The organism is Bradyrhizobium sp. UFLA06-24, assembly GCF_054967145.1.
This window is the reverse complement of record NZ_JADFUE010000053.1, coordinates 15,421-37,047: the sequence shown is the minus strand read 5'-3', so window position 1 is coordinate 37,047 and position 21,627 is coordinate 15,421. Positions and strand designations below refer to the sequence as shown.

At 64.0% G+C, this 21,627-nt stretch carries 21 protein-coding genes; 7 read left to right on the top strand and 14 right to left on the bottom strand.

Going from position 1 to position 21,627, the window contains the following annotated elements:
- Nucleotides 1-15: 15 nt before the first annotated feature.
- A complete protein-coding gene (locus tag IF809_RS29870; protein ID WP_462839358.1) occupies nt 16-903 on the top strand; it encodes a TauD/TfdA dioxygenase family protein in 888 nt (295 codons plus the stop codon).
- A 139-nt stretch (nt 904-1,042) separates the two neighbouring features.
- Here IF809_RS29870 and IF809_RS29865 read toward each other — a convergent pair whose 3' ends face one another.
- Nucleotides 1,043-1,687 carry a YqgE/AlgH family protein gene (locus IF809_RS29865; RefSeq protein ID WP_453981938.1) on the bottom strand — a complete coding sequence of 215 codons (645 nt, stop codon included), beginning with the start codon at nt 1,685-1,687 and terminating at the stop codon, nt 1,043-1,045.
- Between the two features lie 142 nt (nt 1,688-1,829).
- On the opposite strand from IF809_RS29865, the gene IF809_RS29860 reads away from it, so the two are divergent.
- From IF809_RS29860 to IF809_RS29850, 3 genes are all read left to right on the top strand, one after another.
- Nucleotides 1,830-2,669, top strand: coding sequence for a protein-disulfide reductase DsbD domain-containing protein (locus IF809_RS29860; RefSeq protein ID WP_462839357.1), 840 nt, complete (start codon nt 1,830-1,832; stop codon nt 2,667-2,669).
- Between the two features lie 319 nt (nt 2,670-2,988).
- Nucleotides 2,989-4,356 carry an oligosaccharide flippase family protein gene (locus IF809_RS29855; RefSeq protein WP_462839360.1) on the top strand — a complete coding sequence of 456 codons (1,368 nt, stop codon included), beginning with the start codon at nt 2,989-2,991 and terminating at the stop codon, nt 4,354-4,356.
- Nucleotides 4,357-4,551: 195 nt separating this feature from the next.
- Nucleotides 4,552-5,376, top strand: coding sequence for a sulfite exporter TauE/SafE family protein (locus IF809_RS29850; protein WP_128964112.1), 825 nt, complete (start codon nt 4,552-4,554; stop codon nt 5,374-5,376).
- 137 nt (nt 5,377-5,513) lie between these two features.
- Here IF809_RS29850 and IF809_RS29845 read toward each other — a convergent pair whose 3' ends face one another.
- From IF809_RS29845 to cysG, 12 genes are all read right to left on the bottom strand, one after another.
- Nucleotides 5,514-6,302, bottom strand: a complete 789-nt coding sequence (locus tag IF809_RS29845; RefSeq protein ID WP_128964110.1) for a 3-hydroxybutyrate dehydrogenase — start codon at nt 6,300-6,302, stop codon at nt 5,514-5,516.
- Nucleotides 6,303-6,304: 2 nt separating this feature from the next.
- On the bottom strand, nt 6,305-7,480 hold the full coding sequence (locus tag IF809_RS29840) for a DUF3734 domain-containing protein (RefSeq protein WP_462839356.1): 1,176 nt from the start codon (nt 7,478-7,480) through the stop codon (nt 6,305-6,307).
- A gap of 78 nt (nt 7,481-7,558) precedes the next feature.
- On the bottom strand, nt 7,559-8,062 hold the full coding sequence (locus IF809_RS29835; RefSeq protein WP_453995087.1) for a CAP domain-containing protein: 504 nt from the start codon (nt 8,060-8,062) through the stop codon (nt 7,559-7,561).
- Between the two features lie 79 nt (nt 8,063-8,141).
- Nucleotides 8,142-9,179: a sulfate/molybdate ABC transporter ATP-binding protein gene (locus IF809_RS29830; protein WP_462839355.1), complete on the bottom strand. Its 1,038-nt coding sequence runs from the start codon at nt 9,177-9,179 to the stop codon at nt 8,142-8,144.
- Entirely contained in the window at nt 9,169-10,077 is a 909-nt protein-coding gene (cysW, locus tag IF809_RS29825; protein WP_462839354.1) for a sulfate ABC transporter permease subunit CysW, read from the bottom strand. The genes IF809_RS29830 and cysW overlap by 11 nt, the downstream gene beginning before the upstream one ends.
- Nucleotides 10,078-10,086: 9 nt before the next feature.
- Complete coding sequence (cysT, locus tag IF809_RS29820; RefSeq protein ID WP_462839353.1) at nt 10,087-10,923, bottom strand: sulfate ABC transporter permease subunit CysT; 837 nt, start codon at nt 10,921-10,923, stop codon at nt 10,087-10,089.
- A 36-nt stretch (nt 10,924-10,959) separates the two neighbouring features.
- Nucleotides 10,960-11,961: a sulfate ABC transporter substrate-binding protein gene (locus tag IF809_RS29815; protein ID WP_462839359.1), complete on the bottom strand. Its 1,002-nt coding sequence runs from the start codon at nt 11,959-11,961 to the stop codon at nt 10,960-10,962.
- 112 nt (nt 11,962-12,073) lie between these two features.
- A complete protein-coding gene (locus IF809_RS29810) occupies nt 12,074-12,799 on the bottom strand; it encodes a phosphoadenylyl-sulfate reductase (RefSeq protein ID WP_462839352.1) in 726 nt (241 codons plus the stop codon).
- Nucleotides 12,796-13,311: a DUF934 domain-containing protein gene (locus tag IF809_RS29805; RefSeq protein WP_128964103.1), complete on the bottom strand. Its 516-nt coding sequence runs from the start codon at nt 13,309-13,311 to the stop codon at nt 12,796-12,798. The genes IF809_RS29810 and IF809_RS29805 overlap by 4 nt, the downstream gene beginning before the upstream one ends.
- Nucleotides 13,298-14,953 carry a nitrite/sulfite reductase gene (locus IF809_RS29800; protein WP_453981932.1) on the bottom strand — a complete coding sequence of 552 codons (1,656 nt, stop codon included), beginning with the start codon at nt 14,951-14,953 and terminating at the stop codon, nt 13,298-13,300. The genes IF809_RS29805 and IF809_RS29800 overlap by 14 nt, the downstream gene beginning before the upstream one ends.
- 11 nt (nt 14,954-14,964) lie before the next feature.
- Nucleotides 14,965-15,282: a DUF2849 domain-containing protein gene (locus IF809_RS29795; protein ID WP_128964101.1), complete on the bottom strand. Its 318-nt coding sequence runs from the start codon at nt 15,280-15,282 to the stop codon at nt 14,965-14,967.
- On the bottom strand, nt 15,279-16,703 hold the full coding sequence (gene cysG / locus IF809_RS29790) for a siroheme synthase CysG (protein WP_453995076.1): 1,425 nt from the start codon (nt 16,701-16,703) through the stop codon (nt 15,279-15,281). The genes IF809_RS29795 and cysG overlap by 4 nt, the downstream gene beginning before the upstream one ends.
- Before the next feature lie 244 nt (nt 16,704-16,947).
- On the opposite strand from cysG, the gene cysD reads away from it, so the two are divergent.
- Both cysD and cysC read left to right on the top strand, forming a co-directional pair.
- Complete coding sequence (gene cysD, locus IF809_RS29785) at nt 16,948-17,742, top strand: sulfate adenylyltransferase subunit CysD (protein WP_092293395.1); 795 nt, start codon at nt 16,948-16,950, stop codon at nt 17,740-17,742.
- A gap of 22 nt (nt 17,743-17,764) precedes the next feature.
- A complete protein-coding gene (gene cysC, locus IF809_RS29780; RefSeq protein WP_453995074.1) occupies nt 17,765-19,681 on the top strand; it encodes an adenylyl-sulfate kinase in 1,917 nt (638 codons plus the stop codon).
- 76 nt (nt 19,682-19,757) lie between these two features.
- On the opposite strand, the gene IF809_RS29775 is transcribed toward cysC, so the two are convergent.
- Nucleotides 19,758-20,573, bottom strand: a complete 816-nt coding sequence (locus IF809_RS29775) for an alpha/beta fold hydrolase (protein ID WP_453995072.1) — start codon at nt 20,571-20,573, stop codon at nt 19,758-19,760.
- Between the two features lie 129 nt (nt 20,574-20,702).
- Between IF809_RS29775 and IF809_RS29770 the strand changes: the two genes are divergently transcribed.
- Entirely contained in the window at nt 20,703-21,623 is a 921-nt protein-coding gene (locus IF809_RS29770; RefSeq protein WP_453995070.1) for a LysR family transcriptional regulator, read from the top strand.
- Nucleotides 21,624-21,627 lie beyond the last annotated feature (4 nt).

The window sequence follows — 21,627 nt, the reverse complement described above, 5'->3', positions numbered from 1 at the left end:
CGCGGGAGAGACGCCATGACGATCGCCATCCGGCAGCTTCAGAAGCATTTTGTCGGCGAGGTTTCCGGCCTCGACCTGCGAAAGCCGCTCACACCGGATGAGGCCCGCGAAGTCGAGTCCGCCATGGACAGATACGCGGTGCTGGTCTTCCACGACCAGGACATCACCGACGAGCAGCAGATGGCCTTTGCGCTGAACTTCGGCCAGCGCGAGGATGCGCGCGGCGGCACGGTGACGAAGCAAAAGGACTACCGGCTCCAGTCCGGCCTCAACGACGTCTCCAATCTCGGCAAGGACGGCAAGCCGCTGGCGAAAGACAGCCGCACGCATCTGTTCAATCTCGGCAACTGCCTGTGGCATTCCGACAGCTCGTTCCGCCCCATCCCGGCGAAATTCTCATTGCTGTCGGCGCGCGTGGTGAATCCGAAGGGCGGCAACACCGAGTTCGCCGACATGCGCGCCGCCTACGACGCGCTCGACGACGAGACCAAGGCCGAGATCGACGACCTCGTCTGCGAACATTCGCTGATGTATTCGCGGGGATCGCTCGGCTTCACCGAATATACCGACGAAGAAAAGGCCATGTTCAAGCCGGTGCTGCAGCGGCTGGTGCGCACGCATCCCGTGCATCGCCGCAAGTCGCTGTACCTCTCATCCCATGCCGGCAAGGTCGTCGGCATGAGCGTCCCGGAAGGACGGCTGTTGCTGCGCGATTTGACCGAGCACGCGACGCAAGCAGAGTTCGTCTACGTTCATAAATGGAAGCTGCATGATCTCGTGATGTGGGACAACCGTCAGACCATGCACCGCGTCCGCCGCTACGACCAATCGCAGCCCCGCGACATGCGGCGCGCGACGGTCGCTGGAACCGAGCCGACGGTACAGCAGCAGGCGGCGGAGTAGAACCGACGGCCTCAACAAATTCCGTCATTGCGAGCGTACCGAAGCAGTCCAGAATCTTTCAACGGAAACAGCCTGGATTGCTTCGTCGCAAGAGCTCATCGCAATGACGGCGGTGAGAGTCACGCGATGCCATCACCGACTACGCGTGCCCGGCCTCGTTCGACAGCATTCCGGGGTCGATGCCGATCTTGCGCAGGGCGCGGCTGTATTTCTCATCGACGTCGTCGCCGAAGATCAGGTCCGCATCCGCATCGCAATGCAGCCAGCCATTGCTCTGGATCTCGGTCTCGAGCTGGCCCGGCGCCCAGCCTGCGTAGCCGAGCGCGAGGATGGCGTGCTTGGGCCCCGAGCCATTGGCGATTGCGCGCAGGATGTCGACAGTCGCGGTAAGGCAGACACCGTCGTCGATCCGCAGTGTGGCATGCTCGATATAGAAGTCGCTGGAATGCAGCACGAAGCCCCGACCGGTGTCGACCGGACCACCGGCCAGCACCTTCATGCTTTCGGCATTTTCGGGCAGCTTGATATGCTCGCCCTTCTTGATGATGCCGAGCTGCTCCAGCAGCTCCGGGAAGTCGATGCTGCCGGCGGGATGGTTGACGATAATGCCCATCGCGCCCTCGGCGGAATGGGCACAGAGGTAGATCACCGACCGCTCGAAGCGCGAGTCGCCCATCACGGGCATCGCGATCAGGAGCCGTCCGTCGAGATAACCGGCCGAGCTGGGAAGCGCGGGACCCGCACTGCGGGTGCTTTCGCCCGTCCGTTTGCCTGTGGGAGCCATCGGTGAAGCACTCCGGTTTCAATTCCTATCCTGATGTCGGGCCGAGCCTCTGTCAAATCAAGGCTTGCAGCGACATGATTCGGGTACATCCATCACAAGCAATTCAATGGTTTGCTTTGGGGTGACCCTGTAAAGACGTACCATGCTGACAAGAGTTCCCCTGCATGCGGCGATTGCTGTCGCGACAACCCTGCTTGCGTCATCGCTGGCGACGGTAGCCCATGCCGACGATGCATCGCCGTGGCAGCGCGACGGCCATTCCGCGGTGCGGCTGTTGGCGGGATCGCGCAGCGGCGCAGTGCTGCTCGGCGGTATCGCGTTCCAGATCCAGCCCGGCTGGAAAACCTACTGGCGCATGCCGGGCGATTCCGGTGTTCCGCCGCGGTTCGACTTCTCGAAGTCCGACAATGTCGAAGCGGTGACCGTCATGTGGCCGGCACCGCAAAAGTTCGACGATGGCGCAGGCGGCCACTCGATCGGCTATCACGACCAGATCGTGCTGCCCTTGCGCATCGTCGCCAAGGCGGCGGACAAGCCCGTGACGTTGCGCGCCGAGATCAATTACGCGGTGTGCGAGAAGCTCTGCGTTCCCGTCGCGGCCAATGTCGAGCTCGGCTTCAACAATGTCGCCTCGACCGAAGATGCCAATCTGCGCGCGGCACTCGACACCGTGCCGAAGCCGGCCAATATCGGCGATCCCAATCCCCTGACCATCCGCGACGTCAAGCGCGACGGCCCCAAGAACGTCGTGGTCGACGTCGTCGCGCCCGAGAGCAGCAAGGTCGATCTGTTCGTGGAAGGACCGACGCCCGAATGGTCGCTGCCGATCCCCGACAAGGTCGAGCACAGCCCGCCCGGCGTGAAGCGGTTTTCCTTCGAGCTCGACGGATTGCCGCCCGGCGCCAAGCCTGACGGCGCAGCGCTGAAGTTCACGCTGGTCGGGCCGGAAAAATCCTACGAGTTCAATACGAACTTGGAGTAAGCCCGCGGTGGCGTCCCGGCAGTAGTCACGACGCGGCGCGTGAGTTGCCCTGCCGGCGCTTATATTCCGCGGTCGTCCCGGGGCGCGCGGAGCGCGAGCCCGGGACCCATGACCACAGGGAGTGGTTTGGCGAAGACTAGGAGTTACCAGTTCGCGCAACAATCTCTCCCTGTGGTAATGGGTCCCCGCCTTCGCGGGGACGACGCCAAGGATGTGGCAACAGCACGTCCACCCAACCGAATCTTAACGAATGGTTGCTAGTCCCAAGGACTACCGCATCAAGCCTGCCGCAACATGCGGCACGCCTGGGGATCTCGATTTGGCCGTGATGGATGCAGAACCTGCAACGACCGGACCGGCGGGGCTGATCGCGCGGCTGCGCGCCAAACTGACCGGCGGCTCGAGCGAAGCGTCGCTGACGCGGCGGCTGGCCGGCACCATCTTCCTCATCCGCGTCATCAGTGCGGGCCTCGCCTATGTCTCGCAGGTGCTGCTCGCACGCTGGATGGGCACGTCGGACTACGGCATCTACGTCTATGTCTGGACGTGGGTGCTGCTGCTCGGCAGCATGCTGGACTTCGGCATCTCGGCTTCCGCGCAAAAGATCATTCCGGAATATCGCGCCAGCGGCGACCACGCGCTGCTGCGCGGCTTTCTCTCCGGTAGCCGCTGGCTGACCTTTGCCGTCTCGACGCTGATATCGCTGGCGCTTGCCGGCCTCGTCAGACTGCTGTCGCCCTGGATCGATCCGGCCGAGGAGCTGCCGCTCTACATCGGCTGCATGACGCTGCCGGCCTTCGTCGTCGCCAACACCCAGGACGGCATCGCGCGCTCGCATGACTGGATGCAGCTCGGCCTCATGCCGCAATTCATCATCCGCCAGGCGCTGATCATCGGCATCACGGCCATCGCCTTCCTGCTCGGCTTTCATCTCGGCGCCGTCGCGGCGATGGTCGCGAGCCTCGGTGCGGTATGGATCGCAATGACCGGGCAGATGGTGGTGCTGAACCGCAAGCTCGCCGATCACATCACACCCGGCCCCAAGGCCTTTGACGTCGGCGGCTGGCTCGCCGTCTCGCTGCCGATCCTGCTGGTCGAAAGCTTCTACCTGCTGCTGTCCTACACCGACGTGCTGGTGCTGCAGCAATTCCGCCCCTCCGACGAGGTCGGCGTCTACTTTGCCGTGGTGAAGACGCTGGCGCTGGTGTCGTTCATTCACTACGCGATGTCGGCGACGACGGCGCACCGCTTTGCCGAATACAATGCCAGCGGCGACAAGGCGCGGCTGTCGGCCTATGTCGCGCACGCGATCGTCTGGACGTTCTGGCCGTCTCTCGCCGCCACCGCCGTGCTGCTCGCACTCGGCAAGCCGTTGCTGTGGCTGTTCGGGCCGCAATTCGTTGTCGGCTACGATATCATGTTCATCGCCGCGATCGGTCTTGTGGTGCGCGCCGCGATCGGCCCGGTCGAGCGGCTGCTCAACATGCTCGGCCAGCAGAAGATCTGCGCATTGGCCTATGCGCTGGCGTTCGTGCTGAACGTGCTGCTGTGCGTGGCACTGGTACCACGCTTCGGCGGTCATGGCGCCGCGGCAGCGACCTCGATCTCGCTCACCTTCGAGACGGTGCTGCTGTTCTGGATCGTGCGACAGCGTCTGGGGCTGCACGTCCTGGCGTTTGGTAAATAGGAATTACACATCCGGGAGCGCCCCTCGCCCCGGGGAACGACTGTTTCGCAACGAGCCCGCGAACAAGGCGAAACACCTCTCTACCTGCAATGGACAGCGAAAATTTTCTTATTCGGTCCAAGAGGTTGCATCGCAGGGAAAGTTTATCCTACGTCGTATTGCTCAATCGACGAGATCAACTTAGATTCTGCTGATATGATCGATCCACTGTACGTCGCCTCGGGATTTGCCGTCGGCCTGCTTGTCGGGATGACCGGCGTCGGAGGTGGCTCGTTGATGACGCCGCTGCTGATCCTGCTGTTCGGCGTCCATCCCTCCACCGCAGTCGGAACCGACCTGCTCTATGCCGCCGCCACCAAGACCGGCGGCAGTATCGTGCATGGCTGGTCGCGCAGCGTGCACTGGCCGGCGGTGCTGCGGCTTGCCTGCGGCAGCATTCCGGCGAGCGCGCTGACGCTGCTCGTGTTGTGGAAGCTCGACCTGAAGAGTGATGCCGAGCGCAACCTCGTCAACATCGTGCTTTGCTTCGCATTGCTGCTGACTGCCACGTCGCTGATCTTCCGCAAATCGATCATGGAGCGCTATCGTCGCCGCCTCGAGCAAATCGACGGGCGCACCACGGCTGTGGCAACCGTCATCACCGGCGTCGTACTCGGCGTGCTGGTCTCGATCTCCTCCGTCGGCGCCGGCGCGGTCGGCGTGACCGTGCTGCTGATGCTCTACCCGCGCCTCCCGGTGGCGACGATCGTCGGCTCGGACATCGCACATGCCGTGCCGCTCACCCTGGTCGCCGGGATCGGACATTGGGCGCTCGGCGATGTCGACTGGGGCCTTATGGGTGTGCTCTTGATGGGCTCGCTGCCCGGTATCATCGTGGGCAGCTACAGCGCGACACGCGTGCCCGAAATGGTGCTGCGCCTGACACTGGCCAGCGTCCTCATGCTGGTCGCCGGCAAGATCATGTTCGCGGAATTGAATCTGCAATCCGCGATCGTGACGGCGCTGGCATGGAGTCATTAGGCCTCGAACCGCGCCCCCTCTCGCTGTCATCGCCCGGTTTAACCGGGCGATCCAGTATTCCGAGAAAGTTGTAATTCAATCGACGGGCCGCGGCGTACTGGATGCCCCGCCTCGGCGGGGCATGACAGACAGTGTCGTTACTCCGCGGTCCAGCCGCCGTCGATCGACAAATTGGTGCCGGTGATCTGCGCGGCATCGTCGCTGCACAGGAACAGCGCCAGCGCTGCGACCTGCTCGGACGTCACGAACTCCTTGGTCGGTTGCGCATCGAGCAGCACGTCGTTGATGACCTGCTCGCGGGTGAGATTGCGAGCCTTCATCGTGTCGGGGATCTGCTTCTCGACCAACGGCGTCCAGACGTAGCCGGGGCTGATGCAGTTGCAGGTGATCTTGTGGGTGGCGACTTCCAGCGCCACGGTCTTGGTGAGGCCGGCAATACCGTGCTTGGCCGACACATAGGCCGACTTGAAGGGCGAAGCGACCAGCGAGTGCGCCGAAGCGGTGTTGATGATACGGCCCCAGCCCTTCTTCTTCATGCCGGGCACGGCGGCGCGGATGCCATGGAAGGCGGAGGACAGGTTAATCGCGATGATCTGGTCCCACTTCTCGACCGGGAATTCCTCGACCGGCGAGACGAACTGGATGCCGGCATTGTTGACGAGAATGTCGACCGAGCCGAAGGTCTTTTCGCCGAGCGCGATCATGCCGGCGATCTCGGCGGGCTTGGTCATGTCGGCGGGCGAATAGATCGCCTTCACGCCGAAATCGGACTCGATCTTGGCGCGCTCCTTCTCGATGTCCTCCGGCGAGCCGAAGCCGTTGATGACGACATTGGCACCGGCGCCGGCGAAGGCTCGCGCATATGCAAGGCCAATGCCGCTGGTCGAACCTGTCACGACGGCGTTCTTGCCTGAGAGAGTACCCATAATTATTCGCTCCTATTTGCCGGGGGCGCGGTGACGTCCCCCGTGAGATCGTAAGTCACCATGGTCTCGCCGGATTGCGGCCGCTCGAGCCAATCCTTGTGGCGCATCGACAGATGCACGTCGCGCACGCCGCTCTCCCAATGCTCGACCATGGCGACATGCGAAAAGTCGTAATCCTTGGACGAGGATTCGTAATTCTTGCTGCGGTAGATCAGGTGCACGACGGTGACCGTGCTCTCGCGCGCCGCCTTGTTGAGGATCTCGACCGACGGATCGTTCTTCAGATAATCAGGCAGCTTGTCGATCAGCTCGCGCAGCGCCTTGCGCGTGTTGTGCACCTGCTTGTTCTTGTCGGTGTTCATCCGCGTGCGGCTGGAGAACCGGATGTCTTTCTCGCGCTCCGTGGCCTCGAGCAGCGAGGTCGGCAGGTCGCCGCGGGCGCTGAAGAGGTCGACCTGGAAGATCAGGAGATCGCGGTCGAGCTCCGCATCCAGCACGAAGTCGAGCGGCGTGTTGGAGGCGATGCCGCCGTCCCAATAATGTTCGCCGTCGATGACCACGGACGGAAAGCCCGGAGGTAAGGCACCCGAGGCCATGATGTGCTCCGGGCCGATCTTCTTGCCGAGCTTCTTGAACTCGTAATTGTCGAAATATTTGAAATTGCCGGAGGTGACGCCGACCGCACCGACCGACAGGCGGGTCTTCAGATCGTTGATGCGATCGAAGTCGACCAGCCGCTCCAGCGTCTTCTTCAGCGGCGCGGTGTCGTAATAGCTTTCGGCTTGCTTGCTGCCGGGCGGCCAGAGCGGCGCCGGCGGCACGCGCGGGACGAAGAAGCCCGGCACGCCAAAGGTCGCGATCAGCGCGGCGCTGGTGGAATTGAACAGCTCGCGGCTGTGGTCGCTCTTGCCGATCGGCTTCCACGGCACCGGCGCGGAAACCATTTCCCAGAATTCCTTGAGCCGCTTGACGCGGGTGTGGCCCTCGTTGCCGGCAATGATGGCGGCGTTGACGGCGCCGATCGAGATGCCGGCGACCCATTCGGGCTCGAAATCGAAATGGCACAGCGCCTGATAGGCTCCGGCCTGATAGGACCCGAGCGCACCGCCGCCCTGGAGAACCAGGACGCGCTGCGCCTTTGCGGGGACTGTTGCGACTTCCGGGCTATGATCTGTCATCAGGGACTAATAGCAAAATGCGAGCCACCGTGGCGACAGTCTGCCGCGGCGTCAATGCATCCCGGGATCAAGTCTGGCTTATCGGGGGTCGGTCGACGCCAGGATCATGGTCCAGAACACCTTGTACTTGGTGCCCGGAGCATAGCTTGCGGCGATGCCCAATTTTGTGACACCGCTCTTGAGCATGTTGGCGCGGTGCGGGGGCGAGTCGCGCCAGCCGGAAAACGCTTCCGCCAGCGTATGATAGCCGGCCGAGATGTTCTCGACCGCCACGGTCGCGGGATAGCCGCCGGCATTGAGCCGCTTGCCCAGGGGCGCGCGGACATCATGGTCCATCTTGTTGGCAGCGGCCATGGCGTTGGACTGGGATTCGGCCAGCCGCATCAATTCGGGGTCGATCTCGACGGAGCCGAGCCCGTTGTTCTGGCGGTATTGCGAGATCATGATCGCGGCGGCCGGCGCATCGAGCTTGGCGCCCGGGACCGACATGTCCGCATACATCGACGGCTGCTGGACCGGCGCTTCGTTCCCGGCGCAGCCGGCAAGAAGCAAAGTGATGAGAATTGCGGCCGCAGCGCGCATACAGGAGCCCCCAAATGAGGGGCCGTTGTTGCATACCAACAATGGCTGAAAGGTGAATTTTGAAGAAGATTTGAGCGGTTTAGGCGCCCGCAAAGATCCGGTAGCGGCGAGGATTTAGCCCGATCGTGTCGCCGGCGCGCAGTTCCCGGTCTCGGGGGGCGTCGATCTCGATGGTCTGGCCACCAGATAACGCGACGTCGGCCCGCTGCACGGGGCCGAAATTGCGGACGTGCTGGACCGCGCCCTCGAAGGCGCCAGAGCCGGGCGGGCCGATCAACATATCATGTCGCCGCACGAACAGCTTTGACGCGCCAGGCGCAAGGCCGTCTGCCGCGAGCCGTAGCGGCCGCTCGCCCAGACTGACGACGCCGGCTTCGACCTGGACCGGCAGCTCGATGGATTCGCCGATGAAGCCGTGAACGAAGGCCGTCGCCGGAGTCTCGTAGACGTCGTCGGGCGAGCCGATCTGCTCGATCCTGCCCTTGTCCATCACCACGACGCGGTTGGCGACTTCGAGCGCCTCTTCCTGGTCGTGGGTGACGAAGATCGAGGTGACGTTGATCTCATGATGCAGCGAACGCAGCCATTTGCGCAGCTCTTTGCGCACCTTCGCATCGAGCGCGCCGAACGGCTCGTCGAGCAGGAGGATGCGCGGCTCGATCGCAAGCGCACGCGCGAGCGCGATGCGCTGGCGCTGTCCGCCCGAGAGCTGGTTCGGATAACGGTCGGCGAGCCAATCGAGCTGCACCAGATCGAGCAGCTCCTTGACCCTGCTGCGGATCGCCGCCTCGTCCTTGCGGAGCGCGTGCGGCTGCACGCGCAGGCCAAAGGCAACGTTCTCGAACACGCTCATGTGGCGGAACAGCGCGTAGTGCTGGAACACGAAGCCGACGTGACGCTCGCGCGCGCCCTGCGCCAGCGCATCCTCGCCGTTGATGAAGACCTCGCCCGCGTCGGGCCAATCCAGTCCGGCGACGATCCGCAGCAGCGTGGTCTTGCCCGATCCGGACGGGCCGAGCAGTGCAAGCAACTCGCCGCTTTCGACCTTGAGGTCGACGCCATCGAGGGCTTTGAAGCTGCCAAAGGTCTTGACGAGATTTTTGACTTCAATGGTCATTGACGTCGTGTCCTTCGTCGAGGTGACGCTCGAGGATTGTCTTGGCGATCAGCGTGATCAGCGCCAGCATGGCGAGCAGCGAGGCGATCGCGAATGCGGCGACGAACTGGTACTCGTCGTAGAGAATCTCGACCAGCAACGGCATCGTATTGGTCTCGCCGCGGATATGGCCGGAGACGACCGAAACCGCGCCGAACTCGCCCATCGCGCGCGCATTGCAGAGCAGGACGCCGTAGAGCACGCCCCATTTGATGTTGGGCAGCGTGACCCGGAAGAAGGTCTGCAGGCCCGAGGCGCCGAGCGAGATCGCGGCTTCCTCCTCCTGGGTGCCCTGCTCCTGCATCAGCGGGATCAGCGCCCGCGCCACGAAGGGGAAGGTCACGAAGGTGGTTGCCAGCGCGATGCCGGGCACCGCGAACAGGATCTGGATGTCATGTTCGCGGAGCCAACTTCCGAAATAACCCTGCGCACCGAACAGCAGCACGAAGACGAGGCCCGAGATCACCGGGCTCACCGAGAACGGCAGGTCGATCAGCGTGATCAGGAAGGTCTTGCCGGGAAAATCGAATTTGGCGATGGCCCAGGCGGCCACCAGACCAAACGCCAGATTGAGCGTGACCGAAATCGCAGCGACCAGCAGCGTCAGCCTGATCGCGGCCAGAGCCTCAGGCTCGGCCAGCGCCGCGACATAGGCCACGACGCCTTTGGAAAAGGCCTGCGCGAACACCAGGACCAGCGGCAGCACGACGAAGATCGTGAGAAACAACACTGCGATTGTGATGATGGCGATGCGAACCGCGGCAGGCTCGGTGCGAATGTTCTTCTGCGCGGCCGCTCGGACGCGCGCCTCCGCTCCGGACGTGTCGAGCATGGCCGAATCGGTGATCTGCATCGCCATACTCTCCTCCTACCGTTCCCCATCCCGATGCTGCGCCCAGCGCTGCAGCCGGTTCACGGCGAAGATGATGACGAAGGACACGACGAGCATGACGACCGCAATCGCAGTCGCGTCGGCATAGCGGAATTCGGACAGGCGGATCACGATCAGGAGCGGCGCGATCTCGGAAACATTAGGCAGATTGCCGGCGATGAAGATCACCGAGCCGTATTCACCGACCGCGCGCGCAAAGGCGAGCGCGAGACCGGTGAGCAATGCCGGTGCGAGCGAGGGCAGGATCACGCGTGTGATGGTCTGCCAGCGGCTGGCACCCAGGCTGCCTGCAGCTTCCTCGATCTCGGGATCGAGATCCTGCAGTACCGGTTGCACCGTGCGCACCACGAAGGGAATACCGATGAAGATCATGGCGACGAAGATGCCGAGGGGCGTGAACGCGACCTTGACGCCGAAAGCGGCGAGCGGCGCGCCGAGCCAGCCCTTCTCGGCGAACAGCGCAGTCAGTGCGACCCCGGCAACAGCCGTCGGCAACGCGAACGGCACATCGACGATGGCATCGAAGATCCGCCGGCCGGGAAAACGATAGCGCACCAGTGCCCAGACGACGATGCTGCCCATCACGAGATTGACGCAGGCCGCCGCAAACGCGAGGCCGAAGGAGACGCGCAGCGCATTCAGGGTGCGCCGACTGGAGAGGATGGCCCAGAACTGCTCGGGACTGAGCTCCAGCGATTTCAGGAACAGGCCAGCGAGCGGAATCAGGATGATGACGGACAGCCAGGTCAGCGTCAGCCCCATCGTGAGACCGAAGCCCGGAAGAGTCCGGCGTCGTGCTGCGCTTAGGCTCACCAAACCCCCCGCGAAAGTCCCTTACGACGCATCAGATCAGTTCTTGTAGATCTGGTCAAAAATACCGCCGTCGGAAAAATGGTCCTTCTGCGCCTTGGTCCAACCGCCAAAGACATCGTCGATCGTGAAGAGTTCGACCTTGGCAAAGGCATTTTCGTACTTCCTGGCGATCTCGGCGTCGCGCGGACGGTAAAAATTGCGCGCGGCGATCTCCTGACCTTCCCTGGTGTACCAATATTGCAAATAGGCATCGGCGGCGTTGCGGGTGCCTTTTCTGTCGGCGACCTTGTCGACGATGGCGACCGGCGGCTCGGCCAGGATCGATTGCGGCGGTGCCACGATCTCGAACTTTTGCGCGCCAAACTCCTTCAGAGCGAGCAACGCCTCGTTCTCCCAGGCGAGCAGAACGTCGCCGACACCCCGCTCGACGAAGGTGACGGTGGCGCCCCTCGCCCCGGTATCGAGCACCGGCACCTGCTGATAGAGCTTGCCGATGAACTCCTTGGCCTTGTCGACTGAGCCGTATTTCTTCTGCGCAAAGCCCCAGGCGGCAAGATAATTCCAGCGCGCGCCGCCCGAGGTCTTCGGGTTCGGCGTGATCACGGCGACGCCGGGCTTGAGCAGGTCGTCCCAATCCTTGATGCCCTTGGGATTGCCCTTGCGCACCAGAAACACGATGGTCGAAGTGTAGGGCGAGGAGTTCTGCGGCAGACGCTTCTGCCAATCGGCCGCGGTGAGACCTTTGGCGGCGATCGCGTCGATGTCGTAGGCGAGCGCGAGCGTCACCACGTCGGCCTGCAAGCCGTCGATCACGCTGCGTGCCTGCGATCCGCTGCCGCCATGCGACTGCTTGATCTCGACGCTCTTGCCGGTCTCCTTCTGATAGGCGGTCGCGAACGCCTTGTTGAACTCGACATAGAGCTCGCGCGTCGGATCGTACGACACGTTCAAAAGATTGATGTCAGCGGCGAGAGCCGAGCTTGCCCAAAGCAGTCCTGCAGCGAGCGGAACGATACGGCGCATCAGGTCCATCTCCATTCTCTTCGACGACGCCGATGTCGACGAAGGCATGCAGGCGAAACTCGCGGCGAAACGCTCTCAAGTCAACGGAACCGGATTCTCTTGTTCGCGAACTCGCAGCGCGACCGTACTACGAAGTCTTCATCGTGTGGATGCCGCATTCCGTCTTGGCGCGGCCGCGCCAGCGACCCGCGCGCTCATCCTCGCCTTCGGCCGTTCTGCTGGTGCAAGGCATACACCCGACCGAGCGAAAGCCGGACGCCACGAGTGGATGGCGCGGCAATTTGGCGCGGACGAAAATCGCCTCGAGTTCCTCGCGCGAGACATTCGCAAACGGATTGAACTTCAACCGTGCGCCATCATCCTCGACCACGGGAATGTCCGAACGCGCATTGCCCTGAAACCGCTTGCGCCCGTTGAGCCAGGCCGAGAATGGCTTTAGCGCACGCGCCAGCGGTTCGACCTTGCGGATACGGCAGCAGGCATCCGGATCGGAAAACCAGAGCTCGCGGTCGGGATCTTCGCGCGACAACGTCTCTTCCGCCGGCTTGATCGAGCGGACGTCCTTCAGGCCCAGCGTCGCGATAAGCGTATCGCGATAGGCCAGCGTCTCCTCGAACAGCCAGCCGGTATCGAGAAAGATCACGGGGATCGCCGGATCAACGTCCGCCATGACCTTGAGCAGCGTCGCCGATTCCGTGCCGAAGGACGACACCAGCGCGAGCTTGTCGCGACCGACCGCCTTCAGCGCGGCAGCGATGACCTCCGCAGGCGAGGCATCGCGCAAGCTCCGATCGAGCTCCGCCGCCGAAGGCTGTGGGGCAGCGGACGAGACCTGGGGGGCGATGGCGTTCACGTGCCGACACCTTCGGAATGACGCAGCTGCATGCGCCGGTGCAGCGCCGTGATGCGACCGTCGCCGGTCGGCTGGTAGAACACCGAATAGCGTTTTGCGGTCTGCATGAAGGCTTCCGCATCCGCCTGCTTCTTGACCTCGAAGGAATCGAACCCGGCGCGCAGCATGAACACGAACTGGTCGCGCAGGATCTGGCCGGTCGCGCGCAGCTCGCCGCGATAGTTGTAACGCTCGCGCAGCAGCCGCGCCTGGCTGTAGGCGCGTCCGTCGCGGAAGGTCGGGAATACCAGCGCGACGGCGGCGACCTTGCCGAGATACGGCACGAGTTCGTCGATGTCGCGGTTGTTCGGCCAGATCACGCCCACCTTGCCGGGGCGCTTGAGCAGCGCATCCGCCTCGGCAATGAAGCGCTCGGCTGGGACCAGGATGTCGCCGCTCTCCGGCAGCGGCGTGTCGACGGCAAGCTTGACGAAGCTGTCGTCGACGATTTTTCCGCCGTTAACGAGTGGCATAGACGCGCTCCTTGAAGGGTTCGACGCCAAGGCGCTTCACGGTGTCCATGAACAGCTCTTCGGGCCGCTCGCGCAGCGCGAGATAGGCTTCCACGACGTCCTCGATGACGTCGGCAACTTCGTCGAACTTGACGCCGGGGCCGATCAGGGTGCCGAGCGCAGCGCCCTCGTCGGCGCGGCCGCCGATGGTGATTTGATAGACCTCTTCGCCGTTCTTCTCGACGCCGAGAATGCCGATGTGGCCGACATGATGATGGCCGCAGGCGTTGATGCAGCCGGAGATGTTGATGTGCAGCCGGCCGATCAGATTGGCGAGCTCGTGGTTGGCGAAGCGCCGCGACAGCTCCTGCGCGATCGGGATCGAGCGCGCATTTGCCAGCGAGCAATAGTCGAGACCCGGGCAGGCGATGATGTCGGTGATTAAATTGACATTGGGCGTCGCCAGCCCGAGCTTGTCGAGCGCCTTCCACAGCGCCGGCAGGTCGCGCTTGGCGACGTGCGGCAGCGCCAAATTCTGCTCGTGGCCGACGCGGATCTCACCGAAGGAATAGATGTCGGCGAGATCGGCCAGCGCATCCATCTGCTCGGCCGTCGCATCGCCCGGCGGCTTGCCGATCGGTTTCAGCGAGATGGTGACGATGGAATAGCCCTGGACTTTGTGCGGGGCCACCGAGTTCTTGCGCCACGCCTCGAAGTCGGGGTCGGCCGCGGCCTGGCGCAGCTCGTCCGGCATGTGCGGCAGCTTCTCGTAAGCCGGATAAGTGAAGCGCGAGCGGATGTCCTCGATCACCTCGTCGTCGATCTGGAGCGAGGAGTTGCGGATGTGCTGCCACTCCTCCTCGACCTCGCGCGAGAATTTCTCGATGCCGAGCTCGTGGACCAGGATCTTGATGCGCGCCTTGTAGATGTTGTCGCGGCGGCCGTACTGGTTATAGACGCGCAGGATCGCTTCGATATAGCTGAGGATATCGCGGCCATGCACGAAGTGCTTGATGGTCTTGGCGATGAACGGCGTGCGGCCGAGGCCGCCGCCGACCAGCACTTCGAAGCCGGTCTCGTTCTTCTCGTTCTTGACCAGCCGCAGGCCTATGTCGTGGATCTTGATCGCGGCGCGGTCGTGGTCCGACGCGGTGATCGCGATCTTGAACTTGCGCGGCAGGAACGAGAATTCCGGATGCAGCGTGGTGTGCTGGCGGATCAACTCCGACCAGATGCGCGGGTCCTCGATCTCGCCGGGGGCGACGCCGGCCCACTGATCAGAGGTGACGTTCCGCATGTTGTTGCCGGAGGTCTGCATCGCATGGATGCCCACCTTGGCGAGATCGGCCAGCGCGTCCGGCAGCTCGGCGAGCTTGATCCAGTTGAACTGGATGTTCTGCCGAGTCGTGAAATGGCCGTAACCACGATCGTATTTACGTGCGACATGGGCGAGCGCCCGCAGCTGGTTGGTTGCCAGCGTGCCGTACGGGATGGCAACGCGGAACATGTAGGCGTGCAGCTGCAGATAGACACCGTTCTGGAGGCGCAGGATCTTGAACTCGTCCTCGGTGAGCTCGCCCGAGAGACGGCGCTTCACCTGGTCGCGGAACTCCGAGACGCGCTCGTTGACGAGCGTGCGGTCGATTTCGTCGTAAGCGTACATAAGCGAATGCCTTAAAGCTGGGCCGGCTGTCCGATGGTCACGCCGGTGCGGCGGATCTGTTCGCGCAGATTGCCGGGCTCGATCTTGCCGTCGTCGCCGACCTGCACCGGCGCGATATAGGGACCGATGGCGCCGACGTCATCGGCGACCGATTCCGCGAGCAACGCCTTGGCTTCGTCGGAGTTGCGCACGATGGCGGCTTCCGAGAGGTCCGCGGACCAGCTCTTGGCGGCGGTGCGATACACCACGATGCCGTCCCAGGTGCGGTTGGCGGTCACCACCGAGGGGCCGGCGATCTTGATCTTCTTCTGTTCGAGCGGAGAGGTCATTCGGCTGCATCCAATAGGTCAGAGATGATTTGGTTGGGTGTTTGACGGCGAAGCGGCCCGGCATGCCGGACCACGTCGCCGATGATGAGAATGGCGGGACCGCCATCGATCCGCCGCACGAGCTCGGGCAGGTCGCGCAGCGTACCGATCGCGCTCTGCGCATCGGGCCGCGTGACGCGGGCGAACACGCCGACCGGCGTTTCAGGAGAGCGGCCGGCCGCGAACAGGCCGGCGCGCACGGCCGGCGCCGCAGTCATGCCCATGTAAACGACGACGGTCATCCTGTTATCGGTCAGGGCCGACCAATCCACTGCTTCCGCATCGCGCGCCTTGTGCGCGGTGAGGAAGGTGATGCGGGTCGCTTCGTGACGATAGGTGAGCGGCACCTCGAAATCGGCGGCGCCGCCGAGTCCTGCGGTAATGCCTGGAATGACCGAATAGGCGATCCCGGCCGCCCGCAGAGCTTCGACCTCTTCGCCGCCGCGGCCGAACACGAAGGGATCGCCGCCCTTCAGCCGCACCACGCGCTGGCCCGATCGCGCGGCCTCGATCATGCGTTTGTTGATGGCATCCTGGCCGATGCCGGGCTTGCCGACACGCCGGCCGACCGCAACGCGTGTGGTATCGCGGCGGATGCGGTCGAGAATCTCAGGCGAGACCAGCTCATCGTGAAAGACGATGTCGGCGTCCTGCAAAGCGCGTAGCGCCTTGATGGTGAGAAGGTCGGGATCGCCGGGTCCGGCACCGACCAGCGCCACCGAGCCTTCGGGCTTGTCGGCGCGCGCGAACGCGGACGGATCGGAGATCGCCTTGAGCGATGCATCCGCTTCGGCCTTGCGACCGGCGAGCACGGCGGCGCCGATCGGGCCGTCGATGACGCGCTCCCAGAAGCGGCGGCGCAGCGGAAACTCGGCGATGCGCTCGTTGATGGATTTGCGGAAGCTGCCGATGAACTCGGCGAGTTCGCCAATGCGCGCCGGCAGCAGCGCCTCGATCTTCTCGCGCACGCGCCGCGCCACCACCGGCGATGTGCCACCCGTGCCGACCGCGACCACCACATCGCCGCGGTCGACGATGGCCGGAAAGATGAAGCTGGAATGTTCGAGATCGTCCATGACGTTGACGGGCAGACCGAGCGACTTCGCCCGCGCCGACATGGCAACGCCGACGTCGCCCGCTCCCGCACAGACGATGGCAATGACGCCGGAGAGATCAGCGGTTAGCGGATCACCGGTCGCGATCTCGACACGCGCGATGTCCACGCCGCTGAGGCCCAGTTCATGATCGCCGTCGATCGCATGCACGCGAACGCGCGCCCCGGCCGCCGCGAGCACACGCAATTTTGCGCGCAACAGCTCACCCGCGCCGATGAGGACCACCGGACCGGCCTTGAGATCGAGAAACACCGGCAGGAACCGCATGCGATACTCGCTTCCCCCAATTCGGGGTTGACTGGAATTATTTTCTATATATGTGTCGTTTCAAGCGCGCAAAGAGAAAATTTTTTCTTCTCTTCGGCACTGCAACTATAGAATTTTCGCCTCCAAACGCAAAGTGGCAGAGATGCATCTTCTCAAGGACGATTCCGCGGACATCGGAGTGAGCAGCCCGGCCTCCATCGGACGCTCGGGCTCGCAAGAATTTTCCGCCGACGTTGCGCCCAGCATGGACCATCTCGACCAGCTCGAGGCGCAGAGCATCTACATCTTCCGTGAGGCCTTTGCCCGGTTGAAGAAGATCGCCCTGTTGTGGTCGCTCGGCAAGGACTCCAACGTCATGATCTGGCTGGCGCGCAAGGCGTTCTTCGGCCGCATGCCGTTCCCGGCCCTCCATGTCGACACCGGCAAGAAGTTTCCGGAGATGTATCGCTTCCGCGATCATTACGGAAAGGAATGGGATCTCGACCTGCGCGTCGAGCCCTGCCCGCCCATCGACGCCGTCGACCCGACGCTGCCGCCGGCCGCCCGTTCCGCAGCGCGCAAGACGGAAGGCCTGAAGATGGCGCTGGCCAAATACGGCTTCGACGGCCTGATCGCCGGCATCCGCCGCGACGAGGAAGCAACCCGCGCCAAGGAGCGCGTGTTCTCGCCGCGCGGCCTCGAAGGCAATTGGGACGTGCGCGACCAGCCGCCGGAGTTCTGGGATCATTTCAACGCCTCGCCGCCGCAAGGCGCGCATTTGCGCATCCATCCGATCCTGCATTGGACCGAGGCCGATATCTGGGCCTACACCAAGCGCGAGAACATCCCGATCATCCCGCTGTATCTCGCCAAGAACGGCAAGCGCTACCGCTCGCTGGGTGATCAGGACATCACCAATCCCGTGAACTCGAATGCGTCGACCATCGACGAGATCCTGATCGAGCTCGAGCAGACCAAGGTGCCGGAGCGCGCCGGCCGTGCGCTCGACCACGAGACCGAAGACGCTTTCGAGCGCCTGCGCGTCGCCGGCTATCTCTGATCCCTGAAGGACGCACGCGGTCATGAACATGCTCGTCACTCCGACTTCGCCCGCCACGCCGAACGGCACCACCCGTCCGCAGGTTCGGATCGTCATCGTCGGCCATGTCGATCACGGCAAGTCGACGCTCGTCGGCCGGCTCCTGCACGAGACCGGCAGCCTGCCCGAGGGCAAGCTCGAAATGCTGAAGGCCGTCAGCGCTCGGCGCGGCATGCCGTTCGAATGGTCGTTCCTGCTCGACGCGCTGCAGACCGAGCGCGACCAGGGCATCACCATCGACACCACGCAGATCCGCTTCCGCACCAATTCGCGCGACATCGTACTGATCGACGCGCCCGGCCACGCCGAATTCCTGCGTAACATGATCACCGGCGCCTCGCAGGCCGACGGCGCGGTGCTGATCATCGATGCGCTCGAAGGCGTGCGCGACCAGACGAGGCGGCACGGCTATCTGCTGCACCTGCTCGGCGTGAAGCAGGTCGCAGTCGTCGTCAACAAGATGGACCGCGTCGACTTCAGCGCCGAGCGTTTCAAGGCGATCAGCGATGAGATCTCGGCACATCTGAGCGGTCTTGGTGTGAAGCCGACGGCCGTGATCCCGATTTCCGCGCGCGATGGCGATGGCGTCGCCGAACGTACCGGCCGCATCGGCTGGTACAAGGGTCCGACCGTAGTCGAGGCGCTCGACGCCCTCGAACCGGCCCGGGCGCTGGAAGCCTTGGCGCTGCGCCTGCCGGTGCAGGCGATCTACAAGTTTGATGACCGCCGCATCGTTGCCGGCCGCATCGAGTCCGGTAGCCTGGTTGCGGGCGACGAGATCGTGATCATGCCGGCCGGCAAGATCGCCAGGATCAAGACGGTCGAGAGCTGGCCGGTAACGCCGGTCGCAGGACGGCAGGGCGCGGGCCGTTCGGTCGGCATCACGCTCGACCGCGAATTGTTCATCGAACGCGGCGACATCATCGCCCACGCGAGCGCTGCCCCGCGCGAGACGCGCCGCCTGCGCGCGCGGATCTTCTGGCTGCACGACAAGCCGCTCGCCAAGGGCGACCAGTTGCTGGTGCGGTCGGGGCCGAAGGAAAGCCGCGCCACGGTCGTCGCGATCGAGAAGGCCGTCGATCCCGGCGAGCTCTCGAGCAGCGAGAACAAGGCGATCGGCCGCAACCATGTCGGCGAGATCGACATCTCGCTGTCGAGCCCGATTGCCACCGATCCCTACACTGATAATCCGCGCACCGGACGCCTCGTGATCGAGGTGTCGGGACGCATCGCCGGCGGCGGCCTCGTGCTGTCGGTCGACGCCGGCCAACGCGCCGTGCCCGTCTATATCGTTCCGGTGGAATCCGCGCTGCGGCCGGACGAGCGCTCTGCGCGCTACCATCACAACGGCGCCGTGGTCTGGCTGACCGGCCTTCCCGCCTCGGGTAAGTCGACGCTGGCAAAGGCGCTGGAACGCCGGCTGTTCAGCAATGGCGGCTCGCCGATCCTGCTCGACGGCGACACATTGCGGGCCGGCCTCAACAGCGATCTCGGCTTCTCCGCCGCCGACCGCAGCGAGAACATCCGCAGGCTTGCCGAGGTCGCGACGCATCTCGCGCGCAACGGCCATATCGCGATCGTCGCGGCGGTCTCCCCGGCCCGCGAGGACCGTGCCATCGCGCGCCGCATCGCCGACACCGCCTTCCGCGAGATCCATGTCGCGACACCGGCCGAGGTCTGCGAGGAGCGCGATCCCAAAGGCCACTACAAGAAGGCCCGCGCCGGCGCGCTGGCATCGTTCACCGGCATCGGCAACGACTATGAGGCGCCGCACGCTGCCGAGCTCGTGATCGACACGTCGACGCGAACAGTCGCGGAGGCCGCCGACGAGATCGAACAGATGCTGAAGTCATCGGGCGTGCTGTTCGACGAAGTCGTGGACCTCGCCGCGAATATCTGAGGGATTGCTTGTGCCCATGGCAGGCCTTGGGGATTCCTTGGATCTGGCCAAGCCTGCGACGCGGCGGGCGTGAACTCTAGGTGCTGAGATTGCGGGTCGTGCGCGAGACCGGGGGGTCCAGCGCGGCCGTGAAGTCAGCGATAAGGCGGGTCAGGGCCTCGGGTGCTTCGAGGGGCAACAGGTGGCCCACCCCAGGGAGGACATGAAGCACAGCGTCGGACAGGCGTGCGATCAGTTCCGCCTCAAGCGTCGCCGGTGGGTCGACCTGGTCCTGCTCGCCGCTGATGACCAGCGTGGGCACCGCGATGCGGCCAACGACCCCCGAGATGTCTTCGAGGCTGGTCGACGTCGGCCAAGCCTTCTTTGCCTGAGGAGCCCCGCCAAGGCTATCGGCGATCACTTGCTCGCGATCGGCGGGGCTGAGCGGCCGAGCGGATAGTACCTGATCGATGATCGCCTCGATGCTCTCGCGCGAGACATAGGCGCCGGCCATCATCTCCCGCGCTGTCGCAGGCAGAACGATCGGAGTCGGCGGTGCGGGTGCGACAAGGACGATGCCTGCCAGTTCCACTGGACGGCGAGAGGCTATCAGCTGAGCGACTTTGCCGCCCATCGAATGGCCGACAAGAATGTATCGCTTCAGGCCGAGGGCCCGGACGACACCGAGGGCGTCATCGGCAAGATCATCCAGGGCATAGCCGCTGGGCGGCGCCTCCGACTGTCCCCAGCCCCGATGATCGGTGGCAATCGTCCGATACGCGGATGACAGCCCAGCGGCCACATGCCGCCAGGTTCGGGCCGAGCCGCCCCAGTAGTGCAGGAAAACGATGGCTGGTTCGCCCTTCCCCTGCTCTTCGACGTGGATCTGAATACCGTTTGCCGCGACCTGCATGAACGCGTCCTCTGCTTGAGCGGGGCGGCTGTTCGCGCCCTGCCAGCTCAAGATAGAAGCTGCTAGGTTGGTCGATAATTGGCGATTTGCTATCAGCATTCGATAACATTCTGATCGAATGGGGAGCGGATGGACCGTCTGACCAGCATGGCCGTCTTTGTGGCGGCCGCCGAGGAGGGGAGCCTGGTAGCGGCCGCCCGCCGCTTCGGTCTTTCAGCGTCGATGGCCGGCAAGCACGTCGCCAGTCTGGAGGCGGAGCTGAAAGTCCGATTGATGCAGCGGAGCACCCGCAGCCTTGTCATGACGGAAGCGGGTCGGGCCTACTACGTCCGCTCCAAGCGCATCCTCGAAGAGTACGAGGAAGCGAGACGCGAAGTCGCGGACTCCCAGACGATGATCCGCGGCGTTCTTCGCGTCGCGGCGCCGCTCACCTTCGGGGAAATGCATTTGAGCGGACTCGTCGCCAGCTACATGGCGCGCTACCCGGAGGTCCTTATCGATATCATTCTTGGCGATGGTTACGTTGACCTTCTGGCCGACAACATCGATGTTGCAATTCGTATTGGCCAGTTACGGAATTCGGATCTGATCGCGCGTCGTCTTGCGCCTTGCCCAATGGTGTTCTGCGCCGCGCCCTCGTTCCTCGATGTCCACGGCCTGCCGGGAACGATTGAGGACCTGCGCCTTGCTCCGCGGCTGGCATTCAGCGACGCCGTATCTGCTGGCGACTGGACAATCCTGGACGCGGTCGGAAGCCCACAGGTGATCGACGGGCCCATCCGATTGCGCGCCAACAACATGGCGATGCTGCTGTCAGCCGTGCTTAGCGGCGCTGGCGTCGCATATGGCCCGAGCTTCGTCTTTGGACCGAGCATAGCCGCTGGCCGCCTGGTGCGGTTGCTGCCTCAATATCGCTCGGTGGATCTGGCGGTGCATGCAGTCTACCCGACGAACCGACACGTGACCCTCAAGCTGCGCAGCTTCGTCGACCACCTCATCTCCGCACTGGGTGGCAGGCCGCCCTGGGATGACCTGGGCGACCACTCCTAGTGGC

Bases quoted from the DNA above. Each gene is read 5' to 3' on its own strand.
- IF809_RS29870 (WP_462839358.1), top strand. From the start codon at position 16: ATGACGATCGCCATCCGGCAGCTTCAGAAGCATTTTGTCGGCGAGGTT.
- IF809_RS29865 (WP_453981938.1), bottom strand. From the start codon at position 1,687: ATGGCTCCCACAGGCAAACGGACGGGCGAAAGCACCCGCAGTGCGGGT.
- IF809_RS29860 (WP_462839357.1), top strand. From the start codon at position 1,830: ATGCTGACAAGAGTTCCCCTGCATGCGGCGATTGCTGTCGCGACAACC.
- IF809_RS29850 (WP_128964112.1), top strand. From the start codon at position 4,552: ATGATCGATCCACTGTACGTCGCCTCGGGATTTGCCGTCGGCCTGCTT.
- IF809_RS29845 (WP_128964110.1), bottom strand. From the start codon at position 6,302: ATGGGTACTCTCTCAGGCAAGAACGCCGTCGTGACAGGTTCGACCAGC.
- IF809_RS29840 (WP_462839356.1), bottom strand. From the start codon at position 7,480: ATGACAGATCATAGCCCGGAAGTCGCAACAGTCCCCGCAAAGGCGCAG.
- IF809_RS29835 (WP_453995087.1), bottom strand. From the start codon at position 8,062: ATGCGCGCTGCGGCCGCAATTCTCATCACTTTGCTTCTTGCCGGCTGC.
- IF809_RS29830 (WP_462839355.1), bottom strand. From the start codon at position 9,179: ATGACCATTGAAGTCAAAAATCTCGTCAAGACCTTTGGCAGCTTCAAA.
- cysW (WP_462839354.1), bottom strand. From the start codon at position 10,077: ATGGCGATGCAGATCACCGATTCGGCCATGCTCGACACGTCCGGAGCG.
- IF809_RS29815 (WP_462839359.1), bottom strand. From the start codon at position 11,961: ATGGAGATGGACCTGATGCGCCGTATCGTTCCGCTCGCTGCAGGACTG.
- IF809_RS29805 (WP_128964103.1), bottom strand. From the start codon at position 13,311: ATGCCACTCGTTAACGGCGGAAAAATCGTCGACGACAGCTTCGTCAAG.
- IF809_RS29800 (WP_453981932.1), bottom strand. From the start codon at position 14,953: ATGTACGCTTACGACGAAATCGACCGCACGCTCGTCAACGAGCGCGTC.
- IF809_RS29795 (WP_128964101.1), bottom strand. From the start codon at position 15,282: ATGACCTCTCCGCTCGAACAGAAGAAGATCAAGATCGCCGGCCCCTCG.
- cysG (WP_453995076.1), bottom strand. From the start codon at position 16,703: ATGCGGTTCCTGCCGGTGTTTCTCGATCTCAAGGCCGGTCCGGTGGTC.
- cysD (WP_092293395.1), top strand. From the start codon at position 16,948: ATGGACCATCTCGACCAGCTCGAGGCGCAGAGCATCTACATCTTCCGT.
- cysC (WP_453995074.1), top strand. From the start codon at position 17,765: ATGAACATGCTCGTCACTCCGACTTCGCCCGCCACGCCGAACGGCACC.
- IF809_RS29775 (WP_453995072.1), bottom strand. From the start codon at position 20,573: ATGCAGGTCGCGGCAAACGGTATTCAGATCCACGTCGAAGAGCAGGGG.
- IF809_RS29770 (WP_453995070.1), top strand. From the start codon at position 20,703: ATGGACCGTCTGACCAGCATGGCCGTCTTTGTGGCGGCCGCCGAGGAG.